The following is a 15,835-nucleotide window of genomic DNA, read 5'->3' as shown; positions in this document are numbered from 1 at the left end:
TGTTTTCCCATTGATCCACGGCGAGCGCAATCAAGAGGTAAATATTTGTAGTCCTGAGACCAGGTTTCGCCTGACCATGGTATCTGGCATTTCCAGGGAATTTTGAAAATTAGGCCCACATTCTGAAGGAAATTTGAATCTTCAAGGGTTTGCAAATCCCGGTTTTGCCTGAACAGATGAAAATTGTTTCCATATAACTGTGCTGCAGCATTTAATGTTTTTTAGTTTTTTTCGGCTTACTTTTTTATTTGTTATGCATTTTCTCCAGTTGGACAGGCCTTTTAGCCAATGGGGTTTCGCAGCGTTTCCAAGGTGTCTCTGTAGTCGTATTGAAGGTCCTCATGGAGCTTCTCAACCAATTTCTCTACTTTACCTACCTGCAAGCTGTATAAATTTTCAATAACCGGATGCCGGAATTCCAGGTAGCCAAAACCTTGCATTTGCTGACAAAAAAAGGAGATCAATTCAATTTTGGCAATGGGATCCCTGGTAAATTTCAGGTTTTTGTTGAGTATTTTCCGAATGCCCTGGGCTGACTTTTTGGCCAGGTAGTAATTACTGGTGTTGGCTTTATAAAAGGCAGCTTCCAGTTCTTCTTTCAGGGTATCAATAAAAAGCCTGGAATCTTCGGTATCAAACAACTTGAAAAAAAGGTAGGTTTTGTTGTCTTTACTGAGCTTACTCAGATGCAATATCAATTCGATAAGTTCATTGCTTTCTTTTTGTTGTAATTCCTTTTTTAGTGTGCTTAAACTCGGTATCTGCATGTGCTTTCTTTCTCGAACTAAAAAACTTCCGGGAAAAGTCCGGACCAATGCAAGCAAAATTAGTCTGATTTTTGCAAAATCCGCCAAAAACATTGTATAACCAACGCCTATCTCCAGAAACAAACTGGTATCGCTTGTCACAGAAGCTGCATCAATTCAAACTATTTCCGCAGAGAAATCCACACAATCGTACCCGATTCAGGATAGCAGCTTTGCCGGATCAGTCACAATCCGGACAGCAGATATCAGGCACCTTGGTCAATCTGGATGTACGCAAAATGCGGTGGTGGCCCAATTCATTGCTGACCGGACTATTCAAATTTACAGGTGCGGATGTGGTTCCTGCTGCTGAGCCGAATCGCTGCTTGTAACTTTGATTGAAGGAATCCCGCTGACCCGAATTCATAAAATTACTCGTAGATTCTGCTACAAGCGTATCTTCGAGCCCGGACACATGGTCAAAAAGATCATTGATTTGAGGCAGGACTTCCACTACCACTACGCTAAGCGAAGCATCCCGGGGTAATCCATAGAGTTGCAGAAACTGATTGATCTCAGTATTACTCCAAAGTGTGGTCCCGTATTTTGTGGCATTTTTGTTCTTTCCGGATCCGGACTTTAATTTCAGAAATTTCCTTGCGGAGGATATATCTCCCTGCCCTTTGAGGGTTTTTATGGCAACCTGATTGAGCAATTGTAGCTCCAATTCTGAGTAGGACTCCAGCAGGTTTTCCTGCACAATTGCCTGAACCTGCACCCGCCAGTCCAGTGGCCTGTCATCCAGTAAAATATTACGGTAATCCTGATTGTCCACACGCTTCACCTGGGCATAGAGGAGTGCCCATAGCCCGGTACGGGGTGGATTTGCTGTCACATTCTTTCCCTTATGGACGGCTACGGCGTATGGGGCAGTTACCCAGACCTTTTCTTTGTCTCTGTTGGGCATGCATGACAATGCGGGCGCAGGATGCTGTATTCCCTGCATTTTGAGCCTACGACCGAAGCGTCCCTGAGCTGTGGTCCACACACTTTCTCCTGCACCGCCTTCCTCAGCAGGAGGACGTTTAAAATGGCCGACGCGAAATTCGTAGGTAAAAAAGCCAAACATTTCGTCGCTATTGGCGTGAAGTCCCGGAGGAAGTGGAAGGATATAGTGAACGTCACTGTCTTTGCTTTTGAGCATGGGCTGCATGGCATTTAGTCCGGCAAGATCATTGGATGAAGCGGGGGTGATGATCCGGAGCAGCTCAGCGTCCACCGGCAATGCGGGTTCTTCAGGTGCCAGAAACAAGGCTGGATGATTGTTGCTGATCAACTGGTCGGGCGCCTGGGCCAGAACCCGGGCAAAATAGCAATCCTGTGGGTCTTCTACCGGCTGGTCAAATTCGATCCACAAAAAGCGCTTTCTGGATTCACTGTTTTCATACTTTTCATCCCGTACATAGGGTGATAAGGCATATCCTGCTGAAACAACCTTTGGCACTTGAGCCGGTACAGTGGTAATGGGCAATGTCATTGCTATACTTTCCATGTCATCCCGGGATGTGCCATGATCAGGTTTAAATCTGGCTTCCATGCTGTAAGTGATGTCAATCGTATCCGGGAAAGCATTTTCTTCTGATCTCTTGGGCTCTACGGCATCAAAAAACACCAATTGGGTACTGTTTCTCTGGGCACCGTCCAGGGATTCAAAAGAGGCAGTACGGACCATTTTCAATACTCCAACTTTTACGTCCGTTTCACCTGGATCTGAATCGTGGGTAAACTTTTTTGACCGCCTGATCCAGAATGCTTCGGTCTCCATCGCATCCCACATCCAATCCCGGTCCAACTCATAGTTGAGACAGCAAATCCAGTGATTGAAAAGATCTCCCTTTGAAGCAAAGGTTATTGAGGATCCGTCTGGAGCCAGGCTGTGCCGGATACGACTGCTGCAACCAAAAACAACCCGCTTACCTTTTGGGGCATAAAGGGTGAGCCCATTACTTTCCAGGTTTAGCCTGTTGGCGAGTTGCTGTATATTGCTGTTTTGACCTTCTCCGGAGGATCCAAAAAGAAGCGTATTCCAGGTTCCGTCAAATACTGTGCTGGCATCCGGCCGCATATAGAGGCCCTGAAGTGCAGGAACCCCCGGCGTATCGGCCAGCAAACCGGTTTCATCTGCCGAAGGTTGATAGAGCAGTACAGTGAATGCAGCACCGAAACGCACGTCCAGCGAAGGCTTGGCTGCATCCACTACGCCATAATAGGCTTCTGTTTGGGAATCTGTTTCCTTGTCCTCACATACAGCCCTAACGGTCAGCCTGGCTGTTCTTCCCGTAGGCAATACCAATTCGCTGAGCTGGACGATATCGGCTTCCAGGCCCAGATCCTGCTCCAGATTCAGGCTGGCTCCCGTATGCAATACCTTGTCGGTACCCTGTATATCCCTGTAAATGATGGGGATATTCAGGTTTGCTTCATACCCGTCTTCATTGTCTCCTATTGCCGGGAAATACCTGTAGGTAGTATAAAGGTGAATGTAGTCATCCTTTCCATTCAGGCTATCCAATTTGTCCAGTTTTAAGGTGGCTATTTCTACGGAGATCTCAATACGGTCCACATCCGGATCTGCTATGCCCAGGCCAACGCGGTGTTCAGCATCTCCTGCCTCCGGACTGAGTCCCAGGTTGGATTGTGCGGTAAGCCTTCCTATCGGATCGGAATATTTTCCTGTATAAACCACAGCAGGATAGCTCAACTTGGGCCTGCGAATGGTGAGTTCCTCCAGATGGTTTGGTCCGTCCACACCGGTTACCGGATGCTCATCGCCCGGCTGCGCACCCGGATCAGCTTCCACTTCCAGAATTCGGGGCTGGATAGGCGCAATGAATCGCTTGAAACGGCACAATCCTATATCCGATGGTGTCTGATTGACCGGTTGGCGGCTGATATCGGGTACTCCCCCACTGATGTCCTGCATGCGTACACGGAATTCATAGGATTGCCCATACCGCAGGAGAGCATTTATTGGACCAGCCTGATAAATTTGATTCAGTTGGTTTTGTGCAGCACCGGTGACTCCGGTACCGGTGCTTACCGGATTACCATCCTTGTCAGTAGCGGGCTGACCATCGGGATCCGCATTTAAATCCGGGTGGGTGGTCTGGTAGATGGTCGCTGCATCTTGATCCGGCAAGACCATGCTATGTCCTGTCCAATTGGCAAAGTACATCGGTAACCAATAGGGCTGTCGCTGTCCGGTCACCTGCTCCGTACCGTCCAATTGGGTGGGATAAACCTGATAAGGCAGGTCCCCGGAAAAGTCACCCAGCACAATGACGTCATCTGGATTATCAGGATCACGGCTCAGGCTGAAAGTATTCCGGTTCTGAACCCAATTCAGGGATTCCCATTCGCCCGGATCTTCTCCTGCAGGCGGCTGTTGGCGGACATCAATGACAAAACCATTTACGCCGATAGGGGCGTCAAGGCGCTTCACCGGTCCGCTTACACTGGTGTCAATGGACAGTTGACGGATATACCAGTTCAGCAGTTGCAGGTCATCCCAGCCGAGCTGGACACCTGCATCCTGGAGGGGAAAAGCCCCCTCAGCCTCTTCAATCAGTGGATCTCTATGAGGAGCCTGATGGCAGTGTACCGTCTTGGCAAAGCCGTCGTCATAGATGGCTGTCTCGATAAACAATTCATCGTAATTGCCATCGTGAACATTCAATACCGGGTAAAGCAAGGGGGCAAAAACCTGGCGTGGCTCACCAGGCCTGAGTATGGGTATTCTGGCTGCATATCGTTTGATAAAGGTATCGTCTGCAGCAAACTGAGGACTAAAGCTGCTACCTTCCGCCAGGTCAATGTAAAGAAAACCACCCTCAGGAAATGTATCGGCTGCAACGGGCAATTGAAAGGAGTAAATAAATCCGGCGGCCCTTGCCAGAAGCGGTTGCCGCAGAATATGGGCAAACACTTTCCCCCAACTGATTGCCGGACCAGTTTGCTGAAAGCCCTGGTAGAAATCCGCTGCTTTCACCGCACAATGGTAAGTGTCATCGGTAAAAGCATTTTTACTTTTTATGGCTTTCAGCCCGGTAGCTTTTAAAAATGTTTTGGGAAGATGTTTGAATACAGATACATTCAGGGGTCTGGGTGCCTCAAATTGTCTGGATTGGGGTATGTTGGTTAAAACAGCATTGCTGTTGACCATATTCACATCCAGGATCTGGAGATGATTGGCCATGGCTTCAAATATCTCTCTTGGATTTTGTGGAGCCTGGGTACCTACGGGCTGAGCGTCTGCCAGCGGCTGTGGCTGAGGCAAGGGGTTGGCTCCAAACCCCTGGATTATCTGTACCCCAAAGGAAAAGCTGGCATCCGCAAAGGCCTCCGATGCATCCGGAATGGCTGGTGCCTCTCCGGTAATGATTGGATTCAGTGGATTGTGGTCTCTGGGCAGTACCACAATATTTACCTGCAATTCATTTCCGTCAAAATACTGCGGAAAGGTCATGATAGATAATCTCTGATTGGCATTCATGGCAAAAATCTATTAAGCGATCCGGCGTTGTTCCTGCCAGGATTCGGTGAAACTGATATTGATGATAAAGGCTATGCTGATATCCAGCCCAAAGGTGACCTGACATTGCAGATCGGTGCGGGAAGCTCCCCCTTCTAACGCCTTTTTGGCGTAAGTACCCTTTGCTTCGATACGTATGGTGATGGATACAATGCCTCCCAGGATCTCAGCATGCCCCTCGAAAAGCATGAAAGCAGAAACTTTCACTATCCCTTGCGCAATAAAAATTTCAGCACCTACTACAAAGAGCACGCTTACATTTCCTGCTACGGGCAGGCCAACTACAATTTGGGCTCCAAAACCAAATTTCATTCTCAGCGAGGGGCCGATCTTGGTATCTGCGGCTATATCTACGTCAGCCTGCCCTATGGCGTAAATGGTGGCTGCGGAAATGGATACACACATCACCGACAAACGCCCATAAAAACCGAGAACTCCTCCCGCAGAGGGAAGCAGCTCATTTGCGTCTGTCGTGACTTTGATTGCTGCATTGAAGTAAGCGCCGATTTTTAGTCCGGCCTCGAGCTTGAAGGGCGTATTGGGGTCGTTGTAGACGGCGTCAGGAATAGGAAATCGTATCACGGGAATCTCCTTCGAAGCTTCAAACTTGTATTCCCAGCTACCTGCCTTGTTACTCATGGCCAGTTGCAGCCCATTTTGAACCGCGGCTCCGTAATCACCCTCCTGCAGACTCTGCAATATTTCCAGCAAATCGACCAGGGGATCCAGTTCGGGTGCAAATTCAAGATCCGGCTGTGGATAACTGGCCTCTTTCCCGTTCTCAGAATCCCAATTGCCCCGAATGGTCATCAGTCGCTTGATCCCAGCCAGATCAATGACCAGGCCGATATTGTTCATCTTGCTTTTCCAACTTTCTGCTACGGAATTGATGTCAAAATCCAGCGATCCCTGCGTTTCTACATTTCCATTTTTGTCTTTTTTGTCATATTCGATGTAAATTCTGAAATTTCCATCTCCCACATCGATGAGTTCAAACTCGGTGGGCAGGTCAAACATTTCCTCCGGATTGTGCAGCAATTGTAAGCCCTGTTCCTTGATGCCGTTCAGGGTATCCTGCACGTCCATCAGTTCAAATACATCCTGGCCCAGATCCTGTAAAGCATTCAGGTCAAAAGGAAAGGAGCCGTTTTTCTTCATCAGGATGGCTTCACCCAGGGTTTGTGCGGAAAAATCATCTCCCTGTCCTATGTTTGGAAAAATTCCTTTTGTATTGACGATCCTGAATGCATCCACAAATAAAGGAGGTGTTTTGCTGAGAAGCTTCTGTACCCCGTTTTGGAAAGACGGAGTAAGTAACAGGGCCTTTTGTGTATCGGTACTTTGCAAAAAACCATAATTGATGGTACCATTTACCGGCTGCCGGAGCAGTTCCAATGGCTCAGCTATACGGGTAAGCACAGCAGTAGCCGGAAGGTCAATTTTTACGCCATCCCCATCTTTTACCACTTTGCCAGGACGGATTACCGGAATGCCGAAATTTGGAGGAACAGGGCTGACTTCACCATTGGCCCGCTCGTGTCGGACCATGGACCAACTGCCATCCTTGGGAAGTAACATATTGCCCCTACCCGCTACACAGAAAACCGGATCTGAGCCATTTTCAGCAAATGAATTGTTGAAATCAAAGTGACTGAGCCGCATCTTCTGATGGCTGCCAACCAAATCCACCTCGCAATCAATTGCCCCTCCAATCGTACCTTGCCGCTGCACCAGTAGTCGCAAGGCAGCATTATTCAATGGAAATCCCTTGGGGCCCAACTGTACAAAACCCAGAATTCTCCGTGAAGGTACCAATGCCTTATCACCGTCGGTGGTTGGTTTGGTTTGCATGCCGGAAACAACGCCTTCAATCTCCACGTCCGCATCAAAATAGACAGGCTGCAGATTCACATCGAGATTTTGAGGTATATTCACCGCCATCCCCTCCTGATCCACCGATTCTTCGAAGAGTATATTCTCACTGAAAGGTGCGACTTCGCCGGTTTCGATGATATTCGACACATTGTACAAACCCTTAATCAATCCCGGATGGATCGCATACTCGGCCATCTTCTCTATTCCAATCAATTGTGGTTCGGGATTTTCAGCAGGTCCTCCGGGAAAGGCAGGGTTGTTTTCGTACACGAAATACCTGAAATCAAATTTGCCGTCGCTTTCAGCCCGCCATCCGCTGTCGAATCGGTAAACGTACCCGCTGCTCACCCGGAAAAGGGTAATGGTCCGCACTACTTTAATTGCCCAGGGGTATAGGATGCTTTTGACCTGAATGATCTCGTGTGAACAGCGTCCCATCATCACATCAAACTTTGCCTGGCTGGTTTCCGCTACCGCCGCCTTCGTATTCAGCCAATTGCTGAACATATTGGCACCATATCCGCTCAGGTCCATACGGGTCACCGGCACACCCCGCTGCTTGTAAAGTTCAAAGGCATAGTTGCTGTCGTAAAAAAACTCCCGGTTGAAAATATCAGTTACACTGCCACCCAGGGTACTATTACCCGTTTCATTGCCTAAAAAATCGAGAATGTTATTTATCTGTACGGTAGATCCCATAAACATTTGACTGTCTCCATCTCTCAGAGGTGTCCCTGCATCCATTCGAAGTTGCAGCCCCGACAGTAGCTGCTCGTCAAAAGAATACCGGCTTCCACTTAAATCGCCCCCTTGCCGGTTTACATTGTTGAAGCTGTAATTTTCCGTTAGCAGTGCTGCGGCTTTCATACCGAAGGGAAGGGTGAAAAATGAGAAAGCTTTAAAATTTTCGTCATTTTTTCGATGCTCCACCAGGAAATCAGTAAGCGGCAGTGGAGCAAGTATGACCTTATCTTCGCTATTATTGGAGATCCTTGTGGGGCCTCCATCGTCCGGATAATAATTGAACCCGGCTGCCGGGTCCCCGTCGAAGGGTCCGTCTGGAGGAGGAACCGGAGGACTCAGGTTGATCACCGGCTCCCATGAAATTTGTGGTACAGTAAAGGCCCGTACATTTTCACCGGCACTGACCACATCCAGGCCCTGTACCTGCAGAGAGAAAAAGCTGTAACTAATTTCTCCAGTTGTTGGATCCCTTTCTGTATCCACCCTGAATTCACGGCGATTCAGCAGATCAAAGCTGATTCCAAAGAGATCAGCATTGGTGCTGACGTCCAGCAGTGCAAAAACATCCCGCCGGTACCTGCTGGTCTCCTTTTCCCATTGGCTGTCATAGTCCGGTAGCCGTACCGGAGCAGCACTCGCTGCTGCTGCGGCAGTAGCAGCCAGAGGGGCAGACCTGACCGCATCTGACTGTTCCAGCCTTGACGAAAAATGCATGGCTGAAAGTCTGCCTCCGGGACTTTCCAGATCAGCGTTGGCTACGGATGAAAAGGGAGGACGCTTAGAAATTGCCGAAACCATTCCCGGGCCAGCAACCTCAGGAGAGGTAGTGCCATGCTGTTCCGGTTGTTCCAGGGAAATCCCTCCAAAAAGCTGCTCCAACGGTGAGAAGTGAAAGGAAACGCCGACCTGATCGCCCTCTTCACCGGGGCTCCATGCCGTTCTTCCTATCAGCCAGCCCTGAAGTCCTGCCCCACCGGTAGAACTACTGCTTTCCCTGAATTGGCTTCGTACCAGACCTAAATTGGCAGCATAGGGATCTGGCAGGATCGGGATATAGGCCAATAGACCGAATGACAAAAAGAGAAAGCCTTCAGTTACTTTTGCGAAATTTTCATCCAACTCCCCAAAGAGCAGGCAGCCGTTTGGCTGTGTGACCTTAAATAAGGCATTGCTCATGGCTAGCGCCATTTGCTCCGGCATATAGGGATCCTGATTCTCTATTGCGGCTGTGTCAGCGATGAGGTTGTCGTCAAACAAATAAATCAACCGGTTTGCAGGAGTAGCAGATAAGAGGAGAAGGGAATGCCTGGATTGTAAGACAGGCGGTGTACCATCCACTTTGACCGGCCGGTCTACCCGAAAATCTGCATCACAATAACGCATCAGGAGTTCATTGCCATTGGCATGGCTCAGGTAAATCAAAGGGCCGGTTTGGGGAAATGTAAGCAAAGCTTTTGATGCTACCACTTGATCAGCGGTTTTCCACAAGTCCAGTTCCTGACTTGCATGGGGATTAGAAACGGCAAAATCTACCAGGAGCAATTGGCCAGGTCCACCCACCAGGTGTGTTTGAGATAGCTGAAAGCCGCTACCCTGCAGTCCTTCCCAGGAGTTAACCAGTCCCGGCCCGGTACGAACGTACAGTTGTCCGGTACCCTCCGGGACTGTGGGTTGGTTCAGGTCCAGTTGCGTGACGGGCAATAGCCATCCGGAATTTTCTATCGGCGCCCTATTGCTCAGGAAATTGAAGTCTGACTCGTTTTGCTGCATTTCCAGCATTTTAGCTGAAACTTGAAAAGGGATCAGAATGCGCTGCAACAGGGGATGGTAGGTTAAAGCCTGTTGTTTATCCCAGGTAAAGTTTAATTTTTGCCCCATCAGGGTCCATGCCGACCGGTCGATCTTATCAATGGATGCTGTGTTACCAGCAATGCCGAATTCCAGAATGGCAGGGAGGTTTATGGTCATCTCAGCCGCAGCCTTTCCATAGGCACTTTTTTTATCGACGGCAGTGAGCTCCTGTTGTGCCAATTTTAAAACCACCTCTATTTGACCATTGGCCGGAAGGGTTAATTTTTTGCTGACCGTTTTCGCTGGATGGCTAATTTTGATGAGCCCGGAGCTGATCGTGAGTCCGGTGAATGTACCCTCAGGTGCGTTTGGAGACAGAAGCCTGGCATTGATCCATATTCCGCCATCTCCCAGAGAATACTGGTGGGATGGTCGTATCGTATTTTTTGCACGCAAAGCTGTTTTACCAGGTGCTTTCCTCTCCTGAAACAAGAGGATGGGAGCTGTTGTGCCCTGCTTGTATAATGCCGTAAAGCTGCCTATGGGCAAAAAGTCAAACCAGAATTGCCTGCCATCTTTATTTCTAAACGGACCCACTGTCTCATCTACCCTGGAGCCCACAGACCAGTCCGATACCGATTGTGGTATGAGGGGGTCTTTCAGTGCCAGCTCTCTGCGGAAAACCTTAAACTGTGTCTCCGGATTTCTTTTTTGTCGGGCATCCCGGATGGTCTGAATCGCTTTTTGCTGAGATTTGCTGATCGTATCGGCCTGGAAAAGGTCCGATGTTTCGAACGAAAACAGACCTGACCTCAGCCTTTCAGCTCCTCCTTCAAGCCGGGTTCTGGTCAAAAGTGCGTTCAGCTCGAGAGAAGCCTTTTTCTCTTCCGGCCTGTCAAGACGTAAATGTCCTATTAGGCCGGATAAAACGGATGCTGGGTTTGTTTTTTTCATGGAGAAGGTTTGCTGGCTTGAAAAAAAAGATCCCGGCAATTTTCTGGAGGGAACACAGCGAATTACCGAAAGTTAAATTTACCCGAATGCCTGCGCGAACACAATCCCTATTTATGGGGATTTTCAGATCAAATCAGATTTGGAGGCCTCTTTGATCAGTTGAGCAGTATTTTTTACAGCGAATTTTTCAATCAAATGTTTTCGATGGGAAATTGCCGTATGAATACTGATAAAAAGCTTATCGGCAATTTGCTTCGATGAAAATCCCTCCCCTAATAAATGCAGCACTTCCTTCTCCCTTCTAGAAATCTCAACCGTATTGTTTTGGTAGCAGAATTGAAATTCTGTAAGAATCGTATCCAAACGCTCCTGATTGGTAATGTTATATATATAGCTGATAATAAATTCTTTATTGGCCTTCATCAAAAGTGAAACCTGGTGTTGAATCAACAACCAATTTCTAAAAATATCCTGCACGTGGTAGGTGTAGGCCTGACCACTGTGCATGGGAGGCAGGGCCTCCGAAGTACCAGTGAGGGAATCGATCAGGTTGCTGATAGACTTCAGCTCCACAGGTTTGATTTTCTTAAACCAAAATTCCCAGCCACCATTGGTCATTTCATCGGTGTTGTAACCGAGGATGCTTTTAAAAGTATCGTTGTGGAATAAGAATTTTTTCCTCCCTGTATCAAAAATACTGACCATCAGGTTTTTTTCATGTTTACAACAGTGCTGGAGCGCACATATCTCTTCCCTGGACAAAATCCCGGTAAAAGGTGTCATGCTTTCGTTGCTTGCCGACATGAGATAAAAATTAAAAAGCTATGTACCAATGATTTATCAAGTCAATAAAGATAAAGATAAAATGGAAAAAAGTTCCGATTCGGTACCCTGAAAATCTACCTTTTCTACATTTTAATATTTTCCAGTATCCGGCTTGGCAAACACAATTGCTTGATACATTCGAGAAAATCCGTACATTTAATGGCAATGTCGCATTCGTCGTGTTATTTTCGATATGCACAGGGGTTTCTATTTGGCTTCGCCGGAATATTCCTGCTTGCAGCAAAAGTGACAGGTTGAAATCGTAATAAACCTTTATAAAAAGATAAATTGTATTGCATGAATCAAGATGAAGACAACAGGCGGTATCAGGTGGTCGTCAACCACGAAGAACAGTACAGCATCTGGCCGGAAGACCGCGAAATTCCGCTGGGCTGGAAAGCTGCAGGAAAGGCTGGCAAAAAACAGGACTGTCTGGACTATATCGAGGAAATCTGGACCGACATGCGACCACTTTCTCTGAGAAAAAGAATGGAAGAATTGGAACGGAATGACAGGAAAGAATCCTGAATAAATCCAGTTGCCAACTAGTCTATTGCCCAAAATAATCTGAATATGAAATTACATGCATCCGGAAGGCTGTTGTTGTTCTTACTGGTTTTATGCTCATTCCCATCATTTCTATCACACGCCAGTGAATTGGATACGATTCGCCAGAGGGTGGTTGCTGAACTGCTGGAGGAGGCGATCGATCCCTCCCGTGTCCATGATATATTGGACCGCATGAATGAGGAGGGGGCTTTTCCTGAAATCGATTATGAAGACCTGAGCAGGAATGCGGGCTTTCCACATCGAAGGCATACAGCAGATCTGGTCTATCTGGCCAAAGCCTACAGCAAAAAATCTTCTCCCTTCTTTCAGGATTCTGCTCTCAAAGAAAAAATTACTTTGTCGCTGAGATACTGGGTGGTGAATGACTTTGTGGGAGATAACTGGCACAACAATCAAATTACTACCCCTACCCATCTGGTAAATCTGATGCTGCTGATGGGAAGTGAATTTCCGACTGGACTGGTGCGAAAAGCACAACCCATTATTGGCAGGGCACATATGGCAGCCTCGGGTGCCAGGCCCAGTGGTGACCGCATCGTAATTGCCGGTATACTGGCAAAAAACATGTTGTTCACGGAAAACAAACAAGCGTTTGACGAGGTCATCGAGATCATTGCCAATGAGATCAAATTCAGTACCGGTGAGCGCGGCATCCAGCACGATTATAGTTTTCATCACCGGGAAGACCGGGTAAACAATACCACATCTTATGGCTATGGCAAATATGCCAATGCCTTTGGTGAGTGGGCGGATTATGTGGCGGGCACCAGCTACGCCTTCGACCAGGACCGGATCAATCAATTGGTAGATTATTACCTCGATGGGGTATACAAACAGTTAGTGTATGGCATTTACGAGGATATCAGTGTAAAAAACAGGTCCATTTCCAATCAATCCGGATTCCAGCCCAAAGGCACCCTCGAAATTGAACGGCTTTTGCGCAGTACCAATTACCGGGAGGAAGAATTAATGGAGATATTGAGGCTCAGAAAGGGAGAAAGCAAACCCAGTACTTCTTTCGCTAAATTTTTCTGGCAGACCGAACATTTTGTGCTGCAGCGACCTGATTTTTACACTACAGTGCGTATGTTTTCTACCAGAAATAGAAATATGGAGAAACCTTACAATGGTCCGGGCATTACCACCCACCATCGTGCAGATGGGACCAATTACCTCATGCTGAGAGGCGATGAATACCATGATATCTGGCCCGTTTACGACTGGCAAAAGATATCCGGGACCACCATCCTTCAAAAACCGGAACTACACAGGCCAGACAATATTCAATTGGATGGTTTGACAGAATTTGTCGGCGCGGCTGAAGACGGTTACTTTGGGGCGGTAGGATTTGACTTTATCAGTCCTCATGACAGTACAATGGCAAAAAAGGCCTGGTTTTTTTTCGACAGGATGTATGTTTGCCTTGGAGCAGGAATCGCTTCCTCCAAACCTTATCCGGTGGCTACTACCGTAGATCAGGTAATACTCAGAGATGAGATCAGCATCGGGCAAAACGGAAGGGCCGCCAGCCAGCTTCCCGAAGGAGAACATGTGTTGGAAAATCTGGACTGGTTGTATCACGATGGGGTTGGCTACTGGTTTCCGCAGCAGCCCAACCTGAAGGTCAGCAACCGGGTAGAAACCGGCAGCTGGGCGGATATCACCGATCAAAAGCATGTGTCTACGAAAGAGATCCGAAAAAAGGTCCTGACAGCCTACTTTGATCATGGCGTGCGGCCCGATGGAGGTAGCTATGCCTATGTGGTGCTGCCAGTTACCAATCCTGAAGTCCTTTCAGCCATGGCACAATCTGGTCTGCGGATCCTGGCCAACGAGCCAGGGCTGCAGGCCGTCCATCACCCCGGTCTGAAGCAAACCCAGGCCGTATTTTATGAGGCAGGTTCACTTTCTCTGTCAGACGGTTCGCTGATAAATGTTGATCAGCCGGGAATATTACTACTCAGACAGGAGACAAAAAGCAAAAAATCGTTGACGGTAGCTGACCCAATGAGAAAATTGGATACCTTTAATATCAGGCTACCCGGAAGGTATGCCGTAACAGGGACACAGGCTGAAGCCAATTGGGAGGAAAGCAATGAGACCACCCAAATCACCATAAAGCTGCCAAATGGCGTTTATGCAGGTAAGTCAGTCTCCATTGCCCTGGAGGAGCTGTAGAAAAATCAGCCTGTGGACTCTGGTTCAGACTTCTATTTCGCTAAAATCAATAAATTTTGGCTTTCTGCTGTTTTGGATTTGATAGCCTCATCTGCGAAGCTGATTATTGGAAAACCTCCGATTATGTAGTAGATTAACTTGCGGAAAGAGGCCCGACGTAATGTTCACCCATTCAAAAACCTTCATTTTGACACCAAAACCTTTATTGATCGCTTTCACGCTTTTAATCGGTCTGGCAGGAGTAAATCCCGGGCCGCGAGCCCAGCAGTCTCCCAATATCATTTTGATTTTTGCAGATGATTTGGGATATGAGGTACTTCCCGCCTATGGCAACAAAGAACACCAAACTCCTTTTCTGGACCGCATGGCTGCAGGTGGTATGGTTTTCGAAAACGCACATGCCACGCCGCTCTGTACACCTTCACGTGTGCAGCTGATGACCGGAAAGTACAATTTCCGCAATTACATTGGCTTTGGCTTGCTGGACCCGGGTGAAAAGACAATCGCACATTGGCTGAAAGACCGGGGCTATGCTACCTGCGTGGTGGGCAAGTGGCAACTTTACGGAAACGCCAGACAGCAGGAACTGGCTGGGGGCAAAGTAGGCAGTCTGCCGGAGGAAGCTGGTTTTGATTCCTATCGCCTGTGGCAGGTGCGCGATCTGGGCTCCCGTTATAAAAATGCGCTGCTCGACACCAAAGGCACCGGGCTGGAAAAGTTTGAAGGCCAGTACGGCCCGGACCTTTTTACAGATTATCTGGAGGATTTTGTGGAGAAACAGGCAGGCGAACCGTTTTTTGCGTATTTTCCCATGGCCCTGACCCACGATCCCTTCGAACCCTATCCTGGCTCCCCGGATTACGTCTCTTATGATCCTGAGGACCGGGTCAATGATCCCCGTTATTTTCCGGGTATGGTCAGCTATATGGACAAATTGGTGGGCAGGATCATCAACAAAGTTACCGAGCTTGGGCTGGCGGAGAATACGCTGATTCTGTTTATGGGTGACAATGGTACAGATAGAGACGTTGTCAACCGGTTAAATGGCCGTGAATTGCGGGGAAACAAGGGGTATACCAACGATTTGGGTACTCACGTGCCATTGCTGGCCTACTGGCCCGGGACCATAGCGGCGGGTAGCCGCAATCCAAACCTGATCGATTTGACCGATTTTTTACCTACGCTGCTCGAAGTATCTGGTAGGGACCCCCTTGATCAGACCTTTCCAATGGACGGCATCAGCTTCTACCCCCAATTGGTAAACCCGCAATATTCCGGAAGGGTCAGGGAATGGGTATTTTGCCACTATGCACCTAATTGGGGAAACTTCACTCCAAGAACCTTTGTTTACGATACCTCCTGGAAGTATTATGCAGACGGAGAAATCTACGACCTGCGCAATGACCCGCTCGAAAACAGTCCACTTCAGTTTAAGGACCTGGATAGACTGGGAAAGAAATCCGTGAGAAAATTTAAAAGGGTAATTGGTAATATGAGGTGAATTCACAAGATTTCACCACTGTACCGCACTATTCAGAAGATGCGTTCATTTTGTTGTCAA

General features: G+C 48.0%; 7 protein-coding genes. 3 read left to right on the top strand and 4 right to left on the bottom strand.

What is annotated here, in order from left to right; genetic code table 11:
• Nucleotides 1-281: 281 nt before the first annotated feature.
• The 4 genes from BUB19_RS07250 to BUB19_RS24335 all read right to left on the bottom strand — a co-directional run bounded on the left by BUB19_RS07250 (nt 282) and on the right by BUB19_RS24335 (nt 11,505).
• A complete protein-coding gene (locus BUB19_RS07250; protein ID WP_073094212.1) occupies nt 282-767 on the bottom strand; it encodes a hypothetical protein in 486 nt (161 codons plus the stop codon).
• A 220-nt stretch (nt 768-987) separates the two neighbouring features.
• Nucleotides 988-5,298, bottom strand: a complete 4,311-nt coding sequence (locus BUB19_RS07245) for a hypothetical protein (protein WP_073093887.1) — start codon at nt 5,296-5,298, stop codon at nt 988-990.
• Nucleotides 5,299-5,310: 12 nt separating this feature from the next.
• Nucleotides 5,311-10,701: a hypothetical protein gene (locus BUB19_RS07240; protein WP_143155947.1), complete on the bottom strand. Its 5,391-nt coding sequence runs from the start codon at nt 10,699-10,701 to the stop codon at nt 5,311-5,313.
• Between the two features lie 123 nt (nt 10,702-10,824).
• The gene (locus BUB19_RS24335; protein ID WP_073093885.1) at nt 10,825-11,505 is read right to left on the bottom strand and encodes a response regulator transcription factor; all 681 of its coding nucleotides are present in this window, start codon (nt 11,503-11,505) and stop codon (nt 10,825-10,827) included.
• A 318-nt stretch (nt 11,506-11,823) separates the two neighbouring features.
• Here BUB19_RS24335 and BUB19_RS07230 point away from each other — a divergent pair, with 318 nt between their 5' ends.
• The 3 genes from BUB19_RS07230 to BUB19_RS07220 all read left to right on the top strand — a co-directional run bounded on the left by BUB19_RS07230 (nt 11,824) and on the right by BUB19_RS07220 (nt 15,775).
• A complete protein-coding gene (locus tag BUB19_RS07230; protein ID WP_073093884.1) occupies nt 11,824-12,054 on the top strand; it encodes an MbtH family protein in 231 nt (76 codons plus the stop codon).
• Nucleotides 12,055-12,099: 45 nt separating this feature from the next.
• Nucleotides 12,100-14,274 (top strand): polysaccharide lyase family 8 super-sandwich domain-containing protein, encoded by a 2,175-nt coding sequence (locus BUB19_RS07225; RefSeq protein WP_073093883.1) that lies wholly within the window; start codon nt 12,100-12,102, stop codon nt 14,272-14,274.
• 187 nt (nt 14,275-14,461) lie between these two features.
• A complete protein-coding gene (locus tag BUB19_RS07220; protein WP_245802794.1) occupies nt 14,462-15,775 on the top strand; it encodes a sulfatase family protein in 1,314 nt (437 codons plus the stop codon).
• Nucleotides 15,776-15,835 lie beyond the last annotated feature (60 nt).

This window comes from Cyclobacterium lianum, assembly GCF_900143075.1.
Classification (GTDB): Bacteria; Bacteroidota; Bacteroidia; order Cytophagales; family Cyclobacteriaceae; genus Cyclobacterium; species Cyclobacterium lianum.
Note: the sequence above shows the minus strand (reverse complement) of the source record. Positions and strands in the feature narration are given on the sequence as shown.